Consider the following 18307-nt stretch of genomic DNA (forward strand, 5'->3'; position numbering starts at 1 on the left):
CGAAAGGAACCCAACATGCCCCTTACTCGATTCCTTCCCGATCACCCCTTCGCCGAATGCCTCTACAAGGCCGCCGAACCCGTATGGGAGGAGGGCGTCGACCAGCCGTTCCTCCGCGAGCTCGGCGACGGCACACTCGACCGTGAGAAGTTCGTGTTCTACATGCTGCAGGACTATCTGTATCTCAATGACTACGTGAACGTGCATGCGCTCGCCTTCGCCAAGTGCGACGATCCGGTCATCCGCACGCATCTGTCGAACGCCATCGCCGGTGCCTCGAACGAGACCGAGCACGTGCACGACTTCTTCCGCGACACATTCGGCATCACCCGTCAGCAGATGGACGACGCCCGTCAGTCGGCGTTTGCTCGCGCCTACACGTCGAATATGATCGCCATTGCACACACCAGGCCGCTGGTCGACGTGCTTGTGGCGTTGCTGCCGTGCGCCTGGGTGTATGCCGACTACGGCACGCGCATCGCGGCACGCATCGGCGATGCAATCGAGACGAACCCGTATCGCGCATGGATCGACATGTACAAGACCGACGAATTCTGGCAGTCCGCCGTCTGGTTGCTCGACGACATCGAAAAGCTGTCCGTCGGACTGAGTGAGGACCACAAGCGCACGCTCACCGAACAGTTCGTGGTGGGCGTGGAACACGAATACATGTTCTGGGACAGCGCCTACCGTCTCCAGCAGCGCTGGAAGCCCGAGTGGAAGTAGAACGAAACACTGAATCTGGGTCTATCCATGTCATGAAGAGCCGCAATACGCCCTGCTCATGATACGGATAGACCCAGATCCCACATTGGTGTTGGGTCGTGCCGGGACTATGACAGCCTGCGGAACGTGGTCGGGTAGCTGTGGCGACTGTGAATCACCGAAACCGTCAAGGCAAGCAGTCCCACCGCGATCATGACCAGCAGCGCCATCCATGGCGATATGAACATGGATAGCACCATGAAGCACATCATCGGTATCGCCGTGAGGAAGATCGGGATGTTGATCGTGCCGGAGGTGGTCGCATGCGAGGCCAGTATCACTTGCTCATTGGTGAAGGTGAGCGCCAGAACGGTGAGCAGTGTATAAAGCATCTCCGGGGAAACGAGATCGTGCGGTGTCAACGCCCCGCCGTACAGGCAATACAACACGGGTGGTAGCAGCAGGGACAGTCCAAGCAGCATGGGCATTACGCTTTTCGCCAGCAGATACTGTGCCATCGGACGGTCTGAACAGCGCATGGTCTCCACCGTTCCGTCGGTTCTCAGCGGCTTGTTCATACTCAGGGTATGCGCGTTGCCGTTCGGATAAGAGGTGCCCACGGTGAGGATCGGCGAAAGATAGGCGACCATCGGGCCGAACATCATGAACACCAGCAGGGTGTTCTTGGTGCCGAGCCACAGGATGAACCCGATGATGTACGTCAATGTGATTGCTTCCATGATCGCACCGAGCAGCCAGAACGTTTTTTGGCGCCTGCACAGCAGCCAGTCCTTCCAGATGATCGCTTTCATTGTCGTCTCCTGTCGTTGCCTTGGATTCATTCATTTCGTTGTCGACGTCGTGTCGGATATGGCCTTGCCTGCATGCAGTCCAAAGTCCACGTCGGTTTTCCCTCGGCCCAGTGTGACGGCTTCCGTGAACGCTTGATAATCGGCGAAATCATGGGTCATGCAGTCCTTGACCAGATGTTTGTTATCGAGAATCACCACGCGATCGGTCACCGACCAGCAGTAGTCGAGGTCATGCGTGATCGTCATGATCGTGCGTCCGTCGGCCCTGAGTTGCCGCATGAGTTCGATGAGCAGCTGCCGGGTGAGCGGGTCCACGGCGTTGGTGGGCTCGTCGAGCATGATGAGCTTCGGGTCGAACAGCATGCCCGTCACGATGCCGGCGCGTTTCTTCAGACCTGAGGAGAGCTCCTTCACCTTCTTGTCCAGATGATCTCCAATCTCGAACGCCTTGACCATCGGCAGATCCTCCAGATGAGCGAGATCCACGGGATTGGGGTGTTCGCGGGTCGCGTAGAGCATGGTGCGGAATCGGATGTTCTCGCGTACGGTCAGGTCGGCGGTCAGATTGTTTGAATCGGTGAGCTGGAATACATCGCGCATGGAGGGGAACACGTCGGCGTTGATCACCGCATCGCCGTGTTGCGGACGCAGCAGGCCGAGGATCACGCCGAACAGGGTGGTCTTGCCCACGCCGTTATAGCCGAGGATGCCGATCGACTGACCGGCGGGAACATCGAGGCTGATATGGCTGAGCACGGGCTTGGACTTCTGATATCCGAAGGTCATGTCGCGTACGGATACGGCAATGGGGGAGTGAGCCATGCGATCGGCGGAGGACTGTGTGCCACCTGTCGTGGGCGAGGACGTCAGAGACTGTGCTGTTGTGGTGGTGGTCATAATGAGTACCTTTCCTTTAAAGAAGATCGACCAGAGAAACAGGATGAGAGCGGCCAGCAGCGGTTCGACGGTGAGTAGCAGTCCCTGCTCGCCGGCTATGACGGTATGCAGGGACGGCACGAGTGCGCGGAACACCAGTACGATCAGTGCGCCGAGTGTGCCGGACGGTACCAATGCCGCAATCATCTGCGCGATCAGATACTGCCGATTCGGGCGTCCGCTTGCCTTGAACGCGGCCAGCGTGCCATTGCCGATGTCGCTGCGAATAAGCTCCATCGCGCAGGTGGGCACGACCGACATGAGGAATGTGATCAGGGTGGCCTGCAGCATGATGCCGGCGAGTACTACGCCTGGTCGAATGATTGCAGCGGTCCCGATAAGCAGTACTGACAGCGTTCCAGCAACAATGAGCATGATCAGCAGTCCGGTATTGCGGCGGATCTGCAACAGATCCTTGTAGAGGATGGCCTTCATATGGTCCTCGATTCGTTGGCTGGGGGACACCTGGGTGGTGGATCGATTGGATTTTGGGTAGGCTCGCGCCGACCCTGTGATATATGGGATGACTACGGGATGAATACTGCGGAGCCGATTGCCGGTTATCCGCCGGCGACGATCTGCTTCAGAGCGGCGACATGGCTTTGAAATGCGGCTTGTCCGGCGTCGGTGAACGACACCCATGTCACTTTGTATCCTCGGCCGCTGTTGCGTTCCGCTTTTTTGCTCAACGTTACGTATCCATGGTCGGCAAGTGTTTTGAGATGCTTGGAGCAGACGGCGTCACTCACGCCGAGGGAGTCGCGCAGCGCATCGAACCTGAGCTTGCCGTAAACCTCGAGCATGCCGCAGATCCGCAGACGGATCGGCGCGTGAATCGTTTCGTCGAATTTCGGCTCGACCAAAGGGGAACTATCGTTCATTTGTCTCGGTTTCCTGGAATACCGGGAGTTTGCTTATCCTGGCATATTCGCGGATGTACCATCGCCCCAATGCATGGATTGCCAATGCGCAGAGGACGGCGAGCACGATCGCGCCCACCCATTGTCCGTTGAAGAATCCCCATGCAAATCCTGCCCATGGCAGCAGAAGCTGCGAGGCCATGGCCGCCGTCCAGGCGATGGCGAAGCGATGATCACGGAACGCCGTTCGCCCGTGTGGTGCCATGGTGAATAGGGAGATGCCGGTGGTCTTCTGATACCGGGCCATGATGACGATTGCGGCGATTATGATCAATGCGAGCGTCGTCATGATCACGATGTAGGAAACGTCCGAATAGAAATGTCCGCCGAACATCAGACCGATACCCCAATAGACAAAGACCATGAGTGCGAAGATCGGCGTACTGCGCATATTGATCGTCTGCAATCCTTGCTCTGAACGTTCCGCCAGGCGTTCCCGATCCGTATCCAACGTCTTCAACGTTTGCAGGCTGTCCAATGCATTCAGGGCCTCATGGGCGTCGGCCGTGGGTTCGGTAGACTGACTTGCCGCCGTCGTGGTGGATACGGCGTCATCATGCGCCGTGCTGGATTCCTTGGTCATCGCTTCCTCCCAACGATGATGGTTGCGGAAAATCTCTTTCCGTTGTGGAAAGAATATCACTTTCCGTTATGGAAAGAATTATGCGTGTCGCGCTCGCTAAGATGGCAGACGAATCTCGCCCGACGCGGTCCAATAGGCAGGGTGACCGTGCGGTTCGGGCGTCAATGATGTCAGTCAAGGAGAAATGAACATGAAGATAGCCGCCTTCGAGGTGCGCGACGACGAGCGTGGATCGTTCGCCGATGAAGCAAACCGGGTCGGTGTGGCCGTTGAGCTGCATAGCGAATGCCTCGGTCCCGACAAAATCGGTCTGGTTGCCGGTTGCGACGGCGTCAGCACTCTCGGCCAGAGCCATATCGACGCCGCCATGATCGACGCGCTCGCCGATGCCGGGGTCAAGGTGGTGGCCACCCGCACGATCGGGTACAACCACATCGATCTCAATGCGGCCAGACGGCGTGGCGTCATGGTGCTCAACGCCGACTATGCGCCGAACGGTGTGGCCGAGTACACGGTGATGTTCATCCTGCTCGTGTTGCGCAACTACAAGCCGGCGCTGTGGCGCGGTCAGGTCTACGACTTCTCGCTTGGGGGATTGCAGGGGCGCGAACTGCGCAATCTCACCGTCGGCGTGATGGGCACCGGCCGCATCGGCGCGACGGTGATCCAATGCCTGACCGGATTCGGCTGCCGCATTCTCGCCCATGACCCGCATCCGAAGGCCGCCGTCGCGGAGCACGCCGAATACGTTGATCTGGAGACCCTGTACGCGCAGAGCGATGTGATCACGCTGCACATGCCGCTGCTCGATTCCACGTTCCATATCATCAACCGCGAGACGATCTCCCGGATGAAGGACGGCGTGGTGCTGATCAACTGCGCACGTGGCGAGCTCATGGATCTTGACGCGCTGATCGACAACATCGAGGCCAAGAAGATCGGCGGACTCGGCCTTGACACCGTGGAGACCGAGGGCGAGCTGATCCATCGCGATCGCCGTACCGACATCCTCACCAACCGAGGCATCGCCTACCTGCGTCAGTTCCCGAACGTGGTGATGACGCAGCATATGGCGTTCTACACCGACGCCGCCGTGCGCAGCATGGTCTCCTGTTCCGTCGATGGCATCCGCGCCGTACTGGAGACCGGAGAATTCCGTACCCGTATTGCGTAGCGTGTGTGATGTGCGACGCGCGACGCGCGACGAATGACGCGTGGTGAGATGCGATCCCTTCCTGCATGATCTGCGGGGAGGGATCGTTCGTAGGGGAGGAGTGGATGGTCTGCTCAACTGTTATGTCTCTGAGTTGAACAGTTGTCATAACTGTGATACTGTTATACACAACAGTTACACAGTGTAATGGTACAGAAAGGGGTATCGATGAAGCTGATCATCTCATCGGTGTCTGGAGAACCCATCTACGAGCAAATCAAACGACAGATTCGCGATGCGGTGCTCAACGGCGAACTCAAACCCGGTGAAGCACTGCCGTCCCTGCGAAAGCTGGCCAAGGAACTGCGCGTATCCGTACTCACCGTCACCAGAGCGTATGGCGAACTGGCCGATGAGGGTGTGGTGCGTAATATCCAGGGCAAGGGCAGCTTTGTCATGGACCGCGGCAACGAGGTCATGCGGGAAGCCTTGGAAACGCAAATCAAGGCCAATCTCGCCGAGGTCTGCACCGCGGCGCATGCGGCGGGAATGCCGGTCGCTGATCTGCACGATCTGCTCGATGATGTGTACGACGACATCATTAAGGAGCAATCATGACCGACCGTTCCCTCGACTCCGGTCCAATGGCGCTGTCCGTAACCGGAGCGGCTAAACACTACGCCTCGGGTTTCACCCTGAACGACGTCACCTTCGATCTGCCTGCGGGGTATGTCATGGGACTGATCGGCCCCAATGGAGCCGGTAAATCCACGCTCATCAAACTCATCCTCAACATGATCCGCCGCGATGCCGGAACCATCGAGTCGTTTGGACGGGACTCCGTCCGGGACGAGGAGGCGTTCAAGGCCGATCTCGGTGTGGTCTTCGATTCGTCGTTCCTGCTGGTCAACATGGCCATCATCATCTTCGATATGGTGATCAGCGGGGTGATCATGGCGCTGTTCGGCACGGGAATCACCGTATTCGAGGTGGTCTTCGCCATGCTGTTCTCGATGCTGATCTTCGCGCTGCTTTCCTCGGTGCTGGTTCCGGTGCTTTACCGGTTCGGATTCGGCAAGGGGATCCGTGTGCTCATGATCGGTGCGTTCGCGGTGTGCCTTGTTTTCGGAGTGCTGATGGGGCTTGCGGCCTCGTCACCGGATCTGCGACGCTGGCTCAACGGTCTTTTCGAGATCGTCGCGGGGATGGTCCGTGCGATCGCCGACTCTCCCTTCCCCGGTCTTGACGCGTTGATCGCGGTGGCGGTGTGCGCCGCGTCGATCGCCATCTCTCATCGAGTATCCCGACGGATCTGGAACGGTCATGAGATGTGATCGAAGATCCCGGCTTCTCCATCGTATAATGATCGTAATTGTGTAATTCTTCCGAAGGGACTTACGATGTTCAACGGCATACCGCTCGCCATGCGGGTGGAGTATGCCGTTGTTCTTGTTCCCATGCTGGTGCTGCTGATTCCGGTGGCCGCGTCGATGATCGTGCGATCCCGGCTCGAAGGCTCGCTGCTGCGCGTGCGCAGTCGCGGAATGGTGGCCGTAGGGGCGGCATCCTGTGCTTCCATGTTGGGTCTTGTGGCGGCCGCGCTGATACTTGGCATGCCGGATATAGCCGTTATGCCGACTACTTCCAATATGGCGATGTGCTACGGGGCGGCAGTGGCGTTCTGTGCGCTTATGGTCGTGGCATTGCCGGCCTTCGCGGCGGCCGTTCCCGCAACGGTGGGTGCGCTGCTGCACCGTCTTGCCGGTCTTCCCGCCGTATTGCACTGTGACCGGCATGTGGCGGATTCGTCACGATCGTGGTCCCGCCAGCAATGGGTGCCGCGTTGGGCCCGCTTCTCGCTTCCTGATGTTCGAATCTGAACGGTTTTCGTTCGCATATTGCGTCGTTCCAATATTCGCCGTTTCGTATTCGTCGGAGCGAATCCATCCACACTGCTATGAGTGCCATCATGACGCATATTCATGATGCACATGACTGTTTCACGTGAACAATATTCATGACAGTGTTTCACGATGGATTCGCCATATCATCAGGAAGTCATCATGTCCATCGTCAATACCATGCTTCAGCCCCTGGAATGGCTGATCGCACAACTACTCATTCTCGGCCACCGAATGCTCACCGCCATTGGCATGCCCGACGGTGCGGGCCTCGCCTGGTGCCTTGCCATCATGGGACTGGTCCTTGTCATCCGCATCTGTCTGCTGCCGTTGTTTGTGCGGCAGATACAGTCCATGCGACGTATGCAGGCCATCCAGCCGCAGCTCCAGCGCATTCAGCGCAAATATGCCGGGCGCAAGGATCCGCGCTCGCAGGAGGCGCTGCAACGCGAAACCATGGCGCTCTATCGCCGGGAGGGCGCGAATCCCATGGGATCGTGTCTGCCGGCGCTTGTGCAGATGCCGGTGCTGTGCTCGTTGTTCTCCATGCTGCAACGACTGCCGATGATCGCCGACGGGACATCGACTGCGATCGGCGGTATCGACCGCTCGGTCGCCGGCGATATCGAAGCGTCGCGATTCCTTGGCGTTCGTGTCGCCGATACGTTCATGTCCGCCGACGGGGTTTCGGAACGATTGGCCATCGGCGCGATTGTCGCGGTGATGTGTGCGGCGCTGGTCATCATGCAATGGCTGCTGACCCATCGCAATACATCCCGTACGATCATGGAGTCGCCACAGTTCCGTATGCAGCAAACGATGGTGTTCGTATTTCCCGTGATTTATATCTTCTCCGGAGTGACGTTGCCGTTCGGCGTACTGCTGTATTGGGTCACCAACAATCTATGGAATCTCATGCAGACCGTTGCACAACTGCGCTGGTTCCCGAATCCCGGATCGGTCGCCGATGAACGGAAGTCCGTACGTGACCACGCGCGGGAGAACCGGCGTCGCCGTGCCGCCGGCATGCCGTCACTTGAGGAGGAAGCCGTCGAGGCGGCGCGAAGGTCGGCAAACGATCGTCGCGCCCGTGAATCGCGGGCCAGACGACACCGGTCGACTGTCGTCACCTCCGACTGACCTCCGATCTGGCCGCATGTCCCTCTCATGAAATACGAATACGGCACTGGTCAAGGTGATGCTTACGCAACTCCTGATCGGTGCCGTATCGATGAATCCTCCTCATGCAATATGCGAAGAAGGAACTTGGGTGCGTGCCTTACTTCTCGGCGGCGGAACGGACGTAGTCCTCCATCGCGTCGATCTCCACCACGTCATCGAATCGCACGTCCGCGGTCTCCAATCCGCGCAGCGCGGCGGGGGCCGTGGTGCCGGTGGCCTTGGACAGCACATCCATGCACTCGAAATCGGTGCCGGTGGCGTCGAGGCCAAGGGACTCATTGACCACGCGCGGGAACTTGTACGGGCTGGCGGTGCTCAGCAGCACGCGCGGCGTGAGCGGATCGCGCGGGATCTGCTGCATCACGAAGTAGCCGCAGGCGGTATGCGGATCGATCACGTAGTGGTTCTTCTCCCAGCAGTCGTGAATCGACTCGCGTACCTGATCCTCGTCGGCCCAGCCGCATCCGAACAGGGAACGGATCTTGGCCAGCATCTCCTCGGGCACCTCATAGGCACCCCACTGGTTCAGATCGTTCATGAGCATGGAGATCAGACGGGTGTCCTTGTCGGAGAAGTAGTAGAGCATGCGCTCCAGATTCGACGAGATGAGGATATCCATCGAGGGGGAGATGGTCTGGAAGAACGGGCGCTGACGGTTGTACGTGCCGGTGGTCAGGAAGTCGAACAGCACGTTGTTCTTGTCGCTGGCCACGATCAGATGCTTGACGGGCAGGCCGAGCAGCTTGGCGTAGTAGCCGGCAAGGATGTCGCCGAAGTTGCCGGTGGGCACGCAGAACTCCACCTCGTCGCCCACGTTGATCACCTGATCCTCGAGCAGCTGAGCGTAGGCGGCGAAGTAGTACACCACCTGCGGCACCAGACGGCCCACGTTGATCGAATTGGCGGAGGACAGCACGGTGTGCGATTCGCCGGCGAGCTCGGCGGCCAGTTCATGGTCGCCGAAGATGCGCTTGACTGCCGACTGCGCGTCGTCGAAGTTGCCCTTGACCGCGCACACGTTCACGTTGGAACCGGTCTGCGTGGTCATCTGCAACTGCTGGACCTGACTGACCTTGCCTTCCGGATAGAACACGGTGATAGCGGTACCCGGAGCGTCCGCGAAGCCGGCCAGAGCTGCCTTGCCGGTATCGCCGGAGGTGGCCGTGAGGATCATGATCTTCTCGTCGGCGTCACCGTCGGCCGGGGTGGTGCGGGCCATGAACCGCGGCAGGATCTGCAGCGCCACATCCTTGAACGCGCTCGTTGGGCCGTTGAACAGTTCGAGGATGTAGTCGTCGCCGAGCGGCTTGAGCGGCGTGATGGCCGGGTCGGACCACTGGTCGCCGTACGCCGCGCGAATGCAGTCGGACAGCTCCTCCTCGGTGAAGTCGGGAAGCAGCTTGGCGAGCACGGTCTGGGCGATCTGCTGGTAGCTTTTGCCGGCCAGCGAGGCGATGTCGACGCGCTCGGAGCCCAGCGAGTCGGAGACGAACAGGCCGCCGTCGTCGGCGATGCCCTTGCGGATGGCCTGCTTGGCGGTGAGCGAATCGGTGGTGCTGCGCGTGCTGTGGAAAGTGGTCACGGTCAAAACCCTCGGAATCTCCTAGAAAACATTGTGTGGACAGCCGTCAGTCTACCGGTAGCGCTGGGCAAGCGCGGCCGGGCGTCTCACGAACGTTTATGAGACAAAACCGTTATGGAGATTGGCACGATGCAAATGCCGCCTTAAACTAAACGGGTCATTCATATCCGTGTGCAACGAAGTGAGGAGCACCATGACGGAACAGACGTCCTACCCCCAGAAGCCGGGCGACGCGTTCAACGCGCCGATCGCCGAGGCTGATCCCGAGATCGCCGACATCCTGACTGCAGAGCTGCATCGTCAGCAGGACGGTCTCGAGATGATCGCCTCCGAGAACTTCGTGCCGCGTGCCGTGCTTCAGGCGCAGGGATCCGTACTGACCAACAAGTACGCCGAAGGCTATCCGGGGCGCCGCTACTACGGCGGCTGCGAACAGGTCGACAAGCTCGAGACCATCGCCCGCAACCGTGCCAAGGAACTGTTCGGCGCCGAATACGCCAACGTGCAGCCCCACTCCGGAGCCCAGGCCAACGCCGCCGTCTACCAGGCGCTCGTCAAGCCCGGCGACACCGTGCTTGGTCTGGCCCTCGACCACGGCGGCCATCTCACCCACGGCATGAAGATCAACTTCTCCGGCCGCTTCTACCACGCCGAAGCCTACGGCGTGAACCCCGAGACCTTCCGCATCGATCCCGAGATCATCCGCCAGCGCGCACTCGAAACGCCCCCGGCCATGATCATCGGCGGTTGGAGCGCCTACCCCCGCATCGAGGACTTCAAGGCCATGAAGGAGATCGCCGACGAGGTCGGCGCCAAGTTCTGGGTCGACATGGCCCACTTCGCCGGACTGGTCGCCGCCGGACTGCATCCGAGCCCGGTGCCGTACGCCGACGTGGTGTCCTCCACCGCGCACAAGACGCTCGGCGGCCCGCGCTCCGGCTTCATTCTGGCCAAGCAGGAGTACGCCAAGAAGCTCAACTCCGCCGTGTTCCCCGGCCAGCAGGGCGGCCCGCTCATGCACGTGATCGCCGGCAAGGCCGTGAGCTTCAAGGTGGCCGGTACCCCCGAGTTCAAGGACCGCATGCAGCGCACGCTCGACGATGCCAAGATCCTCGCCGAGCGTCTGACCGCCGACGACGTGAAGGCCAACGGCATCTCCGTGCTCACCGGCGGCACCGACGTGCATCTGGTGATGGTCGACCTGCGCAACAGCGAGATGGACGGCCAGCAGGGCGAGGATCTGCTCGCCCAGTGCGGCATCACCATCAACCGCAATACCGTGCCGTTCGATCCGCGTCCGGCGTCCGTGGCCTCCGGCCTGCGCATCGGCACCAGCGCGCTCGCCACCCGCGGCTTCGGTCCCAAGGAGTACGAGGAGGTGGCCGACATCATCGGCACCGCGCTCGCAGCCGGCAAGTCCGCCGACGTGGAGTCGCTCAAGGCGCGCGTCGACAGGCTCGTCGAGGACTTCCCGCTCTACCCGGAACTCGATCAGGTGCACTGATCACGTACTGATAGCGCACTGATCGCGCCTGCTGGGGGGATATCCCCATCGCATTGACATATACCGCCATGTTCACCCCGCTTTGGGGAGGATATGGCGGTATATTGACATGAACGGATGTTTCACGCACACGGAGGGGAGTTTCATGGCCGAACAGGACAGCCTGGCGGATGGCGTCTTCGACGCGGTCTGTGCCATGGCCGATGAGGCTGCACGCGCCCAGCAGACGCTTGCTGGGGCGAGCACCGAGGTCAAGAACGCACTGCTGTTTGACATAGCCGACGCCTTGGTGAACGGCGCCGGGGGCATCGAGCGCGCCAATGCCGAGGATATGGCCGAGGCCAGCGATTCGGGCATGAGCCAGGGGCTGCTTGATCGTCTGCGTTTCGACACGGACCGTATCGTTTCCACCGCTGACGGTGTGCGCAACGTGGCTGCACTGCCGGACCCCGTGGGTGAGATGGTGCGCGGACGCAATCTTCCCAATGGCATGCGGCTCAATCAGGTACGCGTGCCCCTCGGCGTGATCGGCATGATCTATGAGGCTCGCCCGAACGTGACCGTCGATGTGGCGTCGCTGTGTCTGAAGTCGGGCAATGCCGTGCTGCTGCGTGGAGGCCATGCCGCCCGTCGTACCAATGAGGCCACTCTTGAGGTGATCGGCGACGTGCTATCCGCCCATGGCTTCGATCCTGCGCTGGTGGCCAGCGTCGACCGGTTCGGCAGGGACGGCGCCACCGCGATGATGCAGGCGCGCGGTCATATCGATCTGCTGGTGCCGCGCGGCGGTGCCGGGCTTATCCGCGCCGTGGTGGAGAACTCCAAGGTGCCGGTCATCGAAACCGGTGCCGGCAACGTGCATATCTACGTCGACGAATCAGGCGATCTCAACAAGGCCTTGCCGATCATCATCAACGCCAAGACGCAACGCGTGGGCGTGTGCAACGCCGCGGAGAAACTGCTCGTGCATTCATCCGTGGCGGAGGAGTTCCTTCCCGTGGCGGCCCATGCACTCACCGAGCATGGCGTGAGGTTGCACGCCGACGAGGCCGCGTTGAGCATCATCGTCAACGCCGGCATCGATGGACTCGACATCGTCCCCGCCACCGAAGAGGATTGGTCCACCGAATATCTCGACTACGAGATGGGCGTCAAGGTGGTCGACTCCCTCGACGAGGCCATTGATCACATCAACGCCTACTCCACTGGACACACCGAGGCGATCATCTCCGAGGACTACTCGCATATCGAACGGTTCACCGCCCGTATCGACTCCGCCGTGGTGATGGTCAACGCGTCCACACGGTTCACCGACGGCGGCATGTTCGGTCTTGGTGCGGAGCTGGGCATCTCCACGCAGAAGATGCACGCCCGCGGACCCATGGGATTGGAGGAACTGACAACGACCAAGTGGATCGGATACGGAACAGGGCAGGTGCGCGCATGAGCGAGAACGACAAGGCTTTCGACGTCGATGAGATGGTGCGGCGCGCCGAGGCGTCCGACGAGCGCAATATGTGGCTTCGCGTGGCGGCGGAACGACTGAGCATCGTCCGATATGTCTTTCTGGTGCAGATCGAGGATGGCATTCCCACGGCACCGCAGCGTTCCGCGCTGGAATATGCCGATGCAGTGCTGATCGGATGGCCCGATGCCGACGCCGAGGACGTGGTCGATGTACAGTCCGACGAGCTCCGGACCATCGCCGGCCATGTGAAGATGATGGAGGAGTACATCACGCGCTTCCGCGAGTGCGAGCGCGAGAACAGCATCGACGATATGACGGATGTGCTCATCCGCATCTCCGAGCAGGTCGCCGAGATCCGCAAACGATTCCAGCCGGGATTCCCGCTGCCCACGTTCGCCGAGATCCGTCGCGTGGTTCAGGAGGAGTGGGATGAGGACATGGACCGCATCGATCCCGATTCGAGTGGAAACGCCAGTGACGTCGAGCGCGAATCGGAGGTCGAGGACGAGGAGCAGCGCGCCGGAGGTCAGGCATGAGCGAGGCGGTGAATGATCCTCCGGTGAGGAATATGTCCGAGCTCAGCGGTCTGGGCAAGGGGTCGTGGGGCCGACGGTCGGCCCGTGGCAATCGACACCGAGTGCCGCGCATCGGCATCATGGGCGGCACGTTCGACCCGATCCATAACGGTCATCTGGTGGCCGCGTCCGAAGTGGCCTGGGTGTATGACCTTGACGAGGTGATGTTCGTGCCCACCGGTCGGCCCGTGTTCAAGCTCGACAAAGCGGTGACCAATGCCGAGGACCGGTATCTGATGACCGTGATCGCCACGGCGTCGAATCCGCAGTTCACGGTGTCTCGTGTGGACATCGACCGTCCTGGCGTGACCTATACGATCGACACGTTGCGTGACATCCATGCGGCCCGTCCGGACGCCGAGCTGTTCTTCATCACCGGTGCGGACGCGGTGGCCGAGATCATGCGGTGGAAGGACGCCGACGAGATGTGGGGTCTGGCCCACTTCGTCGCGGTTTCGCGCCCCGGGTATTCATCCGACATGCAGACGCTGGACGTGCCTGCCCGGGCGGTCGATATGCTCGAGATTCCCGCGCTGGCGATCTCGTCGACGGATGTGCGTCGACGGAGTCGTGATGGCGAGCCGGTATGGTATCTCGTGCCGGACGGCGTGGTGCAGTACATTTCAAAACACGGTCTGTATCACTGATAACGACTGTAATTCCAAGGGAAATCGCGGTCTTTGCGCAGTTGGCCTGTCAAAGTCGGCCTCTATAGTGGTCAATTGTCGTTGGACCTCACACACGTTTGGAGATATGGTGAGCGCAATCCTCGAAGGAAAGCCTGATAAGAATCTCATTCTCGTCACCGGAAGGGCCCATCCAAGGCTGGCCACCGATGTGGCGGATCAGCTCGGCATCGATATTCTGGAGACGACTTCGTATGATTTCGCCAATGGCGAGATGTACGTGCGCTACACCGAATCGGTGCGTGGCGCCGACGTCTTTGTGCTGCAGAGCCATACCACGCCGGTGAACAAGGCGATCATGGAGCAGCTCATCATGATCGACGCGCTGAAGCGTGCCTCCGCTCGTTCCATCACCGCCGTGTGCCCGATGCTGGGCTATTCCCGTCAGGACAAGAAGCATCTCGGCCGCGAGCCCATTTCCTGCCGTCTGGTGTTCGATCTGCTGGCGACGGCCGGTGCCGACCGCATCATGAGCGTCGATCTGCATGCTGCGCAGTCGCAGGGCTTTTTCGACGGTCCGGTGGATCATCTCATCGCCATGCCGGTGCTGGTGGACTATGTGCGTGACCGTCTCGATATGTCTAACATCGCCGTTGTGTCCCCGGATGCCGGCCGCATCAAGGTGGCTGAACAGTGGGCGCAGCGTCTCGGCGGCTGCCCGCTGGCGTTCGTGCACAAGACCCGCGACATCACCCGTCCGAACCACGCCGTTGCCAACCGCGTGGTGGGCGATGTCAAGGACAAGGACTGCGTGCTTGTCGACGATCTGATCGACACCGCCGGCACCATCGCCAGCGCCTGCCAGGTCCTCAAGAATGCCGGTGCCCGTTCCATCACCGTCGCGGCCACGCACGGCGTGCTATCCGGGCCGGCCGTGGAACGTCTCAAGAACTGCGGCGCACGGGAGATCGTGCTGACCGACACCGTGCCGATTCCGGTGGAGAAGCGCTGGGAGGGACTGACCGTCCTGTCCATCGCGCCGCTGCTCGCCAGCGCCATTAAGGCCGTGTTCAGCGATGGCTCGGTGGCCGAGCTGTTCGATACCTATCCGACGCATCATGGGCAGGGATTCCTGTTCGCCTGACCGATCGCGACACACTGCGACACAGTTGACATTCCAACGGTGTCGCAGTGTCGTTCGTCACGCTCTCGAGGTCATGGCATAATAGTGACTCGGCGGTTTCGACCGCCGTTCCCCCATGGTGTAATGGCAGCACACGGGTCTTTGGAACCCTTTGTCTTGGTTCGAGTCCAGGTGGGGGAGCATGACCGAAAGGGTCCGATGACGTTCGCGTCGTTCGGGCCCTTTTGCATACCGATCAACGTCGATCCATATCGACGACAACCAATCAACGAAGGATCCGGATGGGTCCGCGATCACAAGGAAAGTGAAGATTCCAACATGGCATTCAGCGCTGCGATAATTCTTGCCGCCGGTGAAGGCACCCGCATGAAGTCCGCCGATCCGAAGGTGTTGCACACCCTGGCGGGCAGGACGTTCCTTAACCGTGTGATGTCGTCCGTCCGCGCGCTCGATCCGGGCATTCTGGCGGTGGTGGTGCATTACCAGGCCGAACGCGTGACCGAGGCCGCCCGCTCGTACGATGAGAACGTGACCATCGTGCAGCAGGACGACATTCCCGGTACCGGTCGTGCCGTGCAATGCGCCATGGCCCAGCTTTCCCCCGACGGCCAGTTGGACGGTTCCGTGCTTATCGCCGCCTCCGACATGCCGCTGCTCGACGCCGACACGCTGCGTCGCCTGATGGACTTCCACGCCGCATCGGGCAACTCCGCCACCGTGCTGACCACGATTCTTGATGACCCCACCGGCTATGGTCGCATCATCCGCGATTCCGAGGGCCACGTGCTGCGTATCGTGGAGCAGAAGGACGCCAATTCCTCCGAACTGGCCGTGCACGAGGTGAACACGTCGGTGTATGTGTTCGATGCCAAGGTGCTGTCCCAGGCCATCGCCGGACTGAGCAACAACAACGCACAGGGCGAGTTCTACCTTACCGACGCGCTCGAGAAGGCCAAGGAATTCGGCGGCGTGGGCGCCTATGCCGCGCCTGACGCCCTGGCGGTGGAGGGCGTCAACGACCGCGTGCAGCTCGCATCGCTCGCCAAGCAGCACAATCGTCGCATCTGCGAGGCCTGGATGCGCGCCGGTGTGACGATCCTCGATCCCGACACCACCTGGATCGATGACGACGTCAAGCTCGCCCGCGACGTGACCGTGCTGCCCGGCAGCTTCCTGCAGGGGCACACCACCGTCGCCGAGCGCGCGGTCGTGGGACCGTACACCACGCTGATCGACGCCGTGATCGACGAGGAGGCCGTGGTGGAACGCTCCCGCGTGCAGGGGACCCATATCGGCAAGGCCGCGAACATCGGCCCGTGGACCTATCTGCGTCCCGGCAACGAGTTGGGCGAGGGTACCAAGGCCGGAGCGTTCGTGGAGATGAAGAAGGCGCATATCGACAACGGCACCAAGGTGCCGCATCTGAGCTACGTGGGTGATGCGCACATCGGCGAGCACACCAACATCGGTGGTGGCACCATCACCGCGAATTACGACGGCAAGCGCAAGCATCACACCGAGATCGGCTCCGGCGTGCACGTGGGTGCCGGCAACCTGTTCGTGGCACCCGTCACCGTGGGCGACGGCGTGACCACCGGTGCTGGATCCGTGGTACGCCACGACGTGCCCGCCGATTCCATGGTGTACTCGGAGAACACGCAGCACGTGGTCGAGGGCTGGAAGCCCGCCGAGTGATGACAGATCCCGTCCGGTCGTCGGTTGTCGAGGATTGATGACCGGACGGGTCCTGATTTGAATGCGATAACCAGATCAACGGACAATAGATCAAACAGTGTGAGGTGAAAGGAGCGTCCGTGCCCGCAGCACAGGATTCCATCGATTCCGTACGCGTCGCCGCCCAGGCGGCCGATTCCATCAAAGCCACCGATATCGTGGCATTCGATGTGAGCGATATGATCGGCATCACCGATGCCTTTCTGATCGCATCGGGATCATCCGACCGTCAGGTCGTGGCCATCGCCGACGAGATCGAACGTCAGTTGCATGAGCGCCGACATGTGGATGCGCGCAACTGCGAGGGCAAGACCGAAGGCGAATGGGTCCTGCTCGACTTTGGCGATTTCGTCGTGCACGTCATGCTTGACGACAAGCGTGAATACTATGATCTGGAACGACTGTGGGCCGATTGCCCGGCCATCGACCTGCGCCTCGAACATCCCGAAACCAGCGGCACCGTGAACCCAATCGCAGAGAACGTCGACGCCGCTGACGAACTCGCGGATCAGACCGTATCCTCCGCGGAAGGACGCTGACATGGTTCAGGATGATTCCCGTACGGCAACGCATGTCCACTCAGTCACACTGGTCCGTCATGGCCGTACGGCATACAACGCCGCCGGACGCCTTCAGGGACAGACCGACATTCCGCTGGACGCCGCCGGCATGTGGCAGGTGGAACGCGCCGGGGAATCACTGCGCAGACTCTATGTGGACGGCGAACAGGGCGGGCGGCCGCACGCGCGCCAGATGGTCGTCAGTTCCGATCTGATCCGTGCCATGCAGACCGCCCATGCCTTTGCGGACCCGCTCGGCGTGGAGGTGCATCCGGACCCGCGCGTGCGCGAACGTGACTTCGGGGAGTGGGAGGGGCGTACCCTACGCGAACTCGAGGAGCGCTGGCCGGATGATTTCGTAGCCTGGATGGCATTCCAGGGCGGAGAGATGCGGCACGGAGCCGAATCCAAGCACGATGTCGGCATGCGAGGCGCCGAAGCGGTCAACGACTGGGCCCGGCGCGCCGGCGACGACACCGACCTGTTCGTGTTCTCCCACGGAGCGTGGATCTCGCAGACCCTGCAGACTCTTCTTGGTCTTGACCTCGTCCATCCCGACTTCGCGTCGCTCGTGTCCCTGCGCAACGCCCACTGGGTGAGGCTGATCCCCATGGATCTGCCGGACGGCGTGATCCGCTGGCGTCTTGCAGCGTTCAATCAGGGGCCCGCCGCCGTGGAGGACGGGGGATGGGCCGATCCCAAACTGCCGTGACCCTCAAACTGCCGTGACCCCCAAGTTATCGTAGATTGGCGCTGCGCGTCAGCGGGCGCCGATGAGACCTCCGTGTTACGAGCACCCATCCATACCCCCGATATCCGTCCCGCTTGTGACGATGATGTGACGGAGTATGAGAATTTATGTGCAGATGAATGGCTCCCCGCCGTGTCGTATCCGATTTCGTCTACGCTGACCCCTGATAAA

18 protein-coding genes, 1 tRNA gene and 1 pseudogene are annotated in these 18307 nt (G+C 60.9%); 15 read left to right on the forward strand and 5 right to left on the reverse strand.

Annotated elements, in window-relative coordinates:
• Positions 1 to 15: 15 nt before the first annotated feature.
• Positions 16 to 726 (forward strand): thiaminase II, encoded by a 711-nt coding sequence (gene tenA, locus BTIS_RS05720; RefSeq protein WP_094663516.1) that lies wholly within the window; start codon positions 16 to 18, stop codon positions 724 to 726.
• 107 nt (positions 727 to 833) lie between these two features.
• Here the strand turns inward: tenA and BTIS_RS05725 are convergent, their stop codons facing one another.
• The 4 genes from BTIS_RS05725 to BTIS_RS05740 all read right to left on the reverse strand — a co-directional run bounded on the left by BTIS_RS05725 (position 834) and on the right by BTIS_RS05740 (position 3956).
• Positions 834 to 1517, reverse strand: coding sequence for a hypothetical protein (locus BTIS_RS05725; protein WP_094663518.1), 684 nt, complete (start codon positions 1515 to 1517; stop codon positions 834 to 836).
• A gap of 30 nt (positions 1518 to 1547) precedes the next feature.
• The gene (locus tag BTIS_RS12075; RefSeq protein ID WP_245819327.1) at positions 1548 to 2888 is read right to left on the reverse strand and encodes an ATP-binding cassette domain-containing protein; all 1341 of its coding nucleotides are present in this window, start codon (positions 2886 to 2888) and stop codon (positions 1548 to 1550) included.
• Between the two features lie 125 nt (positions 2889 to 3013).
• Positions 3014 to 3334 carry a transcriptional regulator gene (locus BTIS_RS05735; RefSeq protein WP_094663520.1) on the reverse strand — a complete coding sequence of 107 codons (321 nt, stop codon included), beginning with the start codon at positions 3332 to 3334 and terminating at the stop codon, positions 3014 to 3016.
• Positions 3324 to 3956 carry a hypothetical protein gene (locus tag BTIS_RS05740; protein WP_094663522.1) on the reverse strand — a complete coding sequence of 211 codons (633 nt, stop codon included), beginning with the start codon at positions 3954 to 3956 and terminating at the stop codon, positions 3324 to 3326. The genes BTIS_RS05735 and BTIS_RS05740 overlap by 11 nt, the downstream gene beginning before the upstream one ends.
• 184 nt (positions 3957 to 4140) lie before the next feature.
• Between BTIS_RS05740 and BTIS_RS05745 the strand changes: the two genes are divergently transcribed.
• From BTIS_RS05745 to yidC, 5 genes and pseudogenes are all read left to right on the forward strand, one after another.
• A complete protein-coding gene (locus tag BTIS_RS05745) occupies positions 4141 to 5130 on the forward strand; it encodes a D-isomer specific 2-hydroxyacid dehydrogenase family protein (protein ID WP_211279432.1) in 990 nt (329 codons plus the stop codon).
• A gap of 207 nt (positions 5131 to 5337) precedes the next feature.
• On the forward strand, positions 5338 to 5727 hold the full coding sequence (locus BTIS_RS05750; RefSeq protein WP_094663526.1) for a GntR family transcriptional regulator: 390 nt from the start codon (positions 5338 to 5340) through the stop codon (positions 5725 to 5727).
• Positions 5724 to 6011, forward strand: a pseudogene (locus BTIS_RS12250) (ATP-binding cassette domain-containing protein); the annotation flags it as partial. The gene BTIS_RS05750 and the pseudogene BTIS_RS12250, both read left to right, overlap by 4 nt.
• Before the next feature lie 498 nt (positions 6012 to 6509).
• Entirely contained in the window at positions 6510 to 6989 is a 480-nt protein-coding gene (locus tag BTIS_RS05760) for a hypothetical protein (protein WP_094663530.1), read from the forward strand.
• Between the two features lie 183 nt (positions 6990 to 7172).
• A complete protein-coding gene (gene yidC / locus BTIS_RS05765; protein ID WP_245819328.1) occupies positions 7173 to 8150 on the forward strand; it encodes a membrane protein insertase YidC in 978 nt (325 codons plus the stop codon).
• 139 nt (positions 8151 to 8289) lie between these two features.
• Here yidC and thrC read toward each other — a convergent pair whose 3' ends face one another.
• Positions 8290 to 9774: a threonine synthase gene (gene thrC / locus BTIS_RS05770; protein ID WP_094663749.1), complete on the reverse strand. Its 1485-nt coding sequence runs from the start codon at positions 9772 to 9774 to the stop codon at positions 8290 to 8292.
• Between the two features lie 193 nt (positions 9775 to 9967).
• On the opposite strand from thrC, the gene glyA reads away from it, so the two are divergent.
• The 9 genes from glyA (at position 9968) to BTIS_RS05815 (ending at position 18097) form a co-directional block, all read left to right on the forward strand.
• Complete coding sequence (gene glyA, locus BTIS_RS05775; RefSeq protein ID WP_094663532.1) at positions 9968 to 11278, forward strand: serine hydroxymethyltransferase; 1311 nt, start codon at positions 9968 to 9970, stop codon at positions 11276 to 11278.
• A gap of 145 nt (positions 11279 to 11423) precedes the next feature.
• Positions 11424 to 12725, forward strand: a complete 1302-nt coding sequence (locus BTIS_RS05780; RefSeq protein ID WP_094663534.1) for a glutamate-5-semialdehyde dehydrogenase — start codon at positions 11424 to 11426, stop codon at positions 12723 to 12725.
• On the forward strand, positions 12722 to 13282 hold the full coding sequence (locus BTIS_RS05785) for a phosphoribosylglycinamide synthetase (protein WP_094663536.1): 561 nt from the start codon (positions 12722 to 12724) through the stop codon (positions 13280 to 13282). Before BTIS_RS05780 ends, BTIS_RS05785 begins: the two co-directional genes overlap by 4 nt.
• Positions 13279 to 13968, forward strand: a complete 690-nt coding sequence (nadD, locus tag BTIS_RS05790) for a nicotinate-nucleotide adenylyltransferase (RefSeq protein WP_094663538.1) — start codon at positions 13279 to 13281, stop codon at positions 13966 to 13968. The genes BTIS_RS05785 and nadD overlap by 4 nt, the downstream gene beginning before the upstream one ends.
• A 106-nt stretch (positions 13969 to 14074) precedes the next feature.
• The gene (locus BTIS_RS05795) at positions 14075 to 15091 is read left to right on the forward strand and encodes a ribose-phosphate diphosphokinase (protein WP_094663540.1); all 1017 of its coding nucleotides are present in this window, start codon (positions 14075 to 14077) and stop codon (positions 15089 to 15091) included.
• A 109-nt stretch (positions 15092 to 15200) separates the two neighbouring features.
• Positions 15201 to 15271: transfer RNA gene (locus BTIS_RS05800), tRNA-Gln, on the forward strand.
• Between the two features lie 138 nt (positions 15272 to 15409).
• A complete protein-coding gene (gene glmU, locus BTIS_RS05805) occupies positions 15410 to 16786 on the forward strand; it encodes a bifunctional UDP-N-acetylglucosamine diphosphorylase/glucosamine-1-phosphate N-acetyltransferase GlmU (protein WP_094663751.1) in 1377 nt (458 codons plus the stop codon).
• 119 nt (positions 16787 to 16905) lie between these two features.
• The gene (gene rsfS, locus BTIS_RS05810) at positions 16906 to 17364 is read left to right on the forward strand and encodes a ribosome silencing factor (RefSeq protein WP_094663542.1); all 459 of its coding nucleotides are present in this window, start codon (positions 16906 to 16908) and stop codon (positions 17362 to 17364) included.
• A gap of 1 nt (position 17365) precedes the next feature.
• A complete protein-coding gene (locus BTIS_RS05815; protein WP_094663544.1) occupies positions 17366 to 18097 on the forward strand; it encodes a histidine phosphatase family protein in 732 nt (243 codons plus the stop codon).
• The last annotated feature ends 210 nt before the right edge of the window (positions 18098 to 18307 follow it).

It is taken from the genome of Bifidobacterium tissieri (assembly GCF_002259645.1).
Taxonomy (GTDB): domain Bacteria; phylum Actinomycetota; class Actinomycetes; order Actinomycetales; family Bifidobacteriaceae; genus Galliscardovia; species Galliscardovia tissieri.

What these genes read in the sequence shown, in the direction of transcription:
- BTIS_RS05795 (WP_094663540.1), top strand. Translation starts at nt 14,075, where the DNA reads ATGGTGAGCGCAATCCTCGAAGGAAAGCCTGATAAGAATCTCATTCTC.
- BTIS_RS05725 (WP_094663518.1), bottom strand. Translation starts at nt 1,517, where the DNA reads ATGAAAGCGATCATCTGGAAGGACTGGCTGCTGTGCAGGCGCCAAAAA.
- BTIS_RS12075 (WP_245819327.1), bottom strand. Translation starts at nt 2,888, where the DNA reads ATGAAGGCCATCCTCTACAAGGATCTGTTGCAGATCCGCCGCAATACC.
- BTIS_RS05760 (WP_094663530.1), top strand. Translation starts at nt 6,510, where the DNA reads ATGTTCAACGGCATACCGCTCGCCATGCGGGTGGAGTATGCCGTTGTT.
- nadD (WP_094663538.1), top strand. Translation starts at nt 13,279, where the DNA reads ATGAGCGAGGCGGTGAATGATCCTCCGGTGAGGAATATGTCCGAGCTC.
- glmU (WP_094663751.1), top strand. Translation starts at nt 15,410, where the DNA reads ATGGCATTCAGCGCTGCGATAATTCTTGCCGCCGGTGAAGGCACCCGC.
- BTIS_RS05785 (WP_094663536.1), top strand. Translation starts at nt 12,722, where the DNA reads ATGAGCGAGAACGACAAGGCTTTCGACGTCGATGAGATGGTGCGGCGC.
- BTIS_RS05745 (WP_211279432.1), top strand. Translation starts at nt 4,141, where the DNA reads ATGAACATGAAGATAGCCGCCTTCGAGGTGCGCGACGACGAGCGTGGA.
- BTIS_RS05740 (WP_094663522.1), bottom strand. Translation starts at nt 3,956, where the DNA reads ATGACCAAGGAATCCAGCACGGCGCATGATGACGCCGTATCCACCACG.
- BTIS_RS05735 (WP_094663520.1), bottom strand. Translation starts at nt 3,334, where the DNA reads ATGAACGATAGTTCCCCTTTGGTCGAGCCGAAATTCGACGAAACGATT.
- yidC (WP_245819328.1), top strand. Translation starts at nt 7,173, where the DNA reads ATGTCCATCGTCAATACCATGCTTCAGCCCCTGGAATGGCTGATCGCA.
- tenA (WP_094663516.1), top strand. Translation starts at nt 16, where the DNA reads ATGCCCCTTACTCGATTCCTTCCCGATCACCCCTTCGCCGAATGCCTC.
- glyA (WP_094663532.1), top strand. Translation starts at nt 9,968, where the DNA reads ATGACGGAACAGACGTCCTACCCCCAGAAGCCGGGCGACGCGTTCAAC.
- BTIS_RS05750 (WP_094663526.1), top strand. Translation starts at nt 5,338, where the DNA reads ATGAAGCTGATCATCTCATCGGTGTCTGGAGAACCCATCTACGAGCAA.
- BTIS_RS05780 (WP_094663534.1), top strand. Translation starts at nt 11,424, where the DNA reads ATGGCCGAACAGGACAGCCTGGCGGATGGCGTCTTCGACGCGGTCTGT.
- BTIS_RS05815 (WP_094663544.1), top strand. Translation starts at nt 17,366, where the DNA reads ATGGTTCAGGATGATTCCCGTACGGCAACGCATGTCCACTCAGTCACA.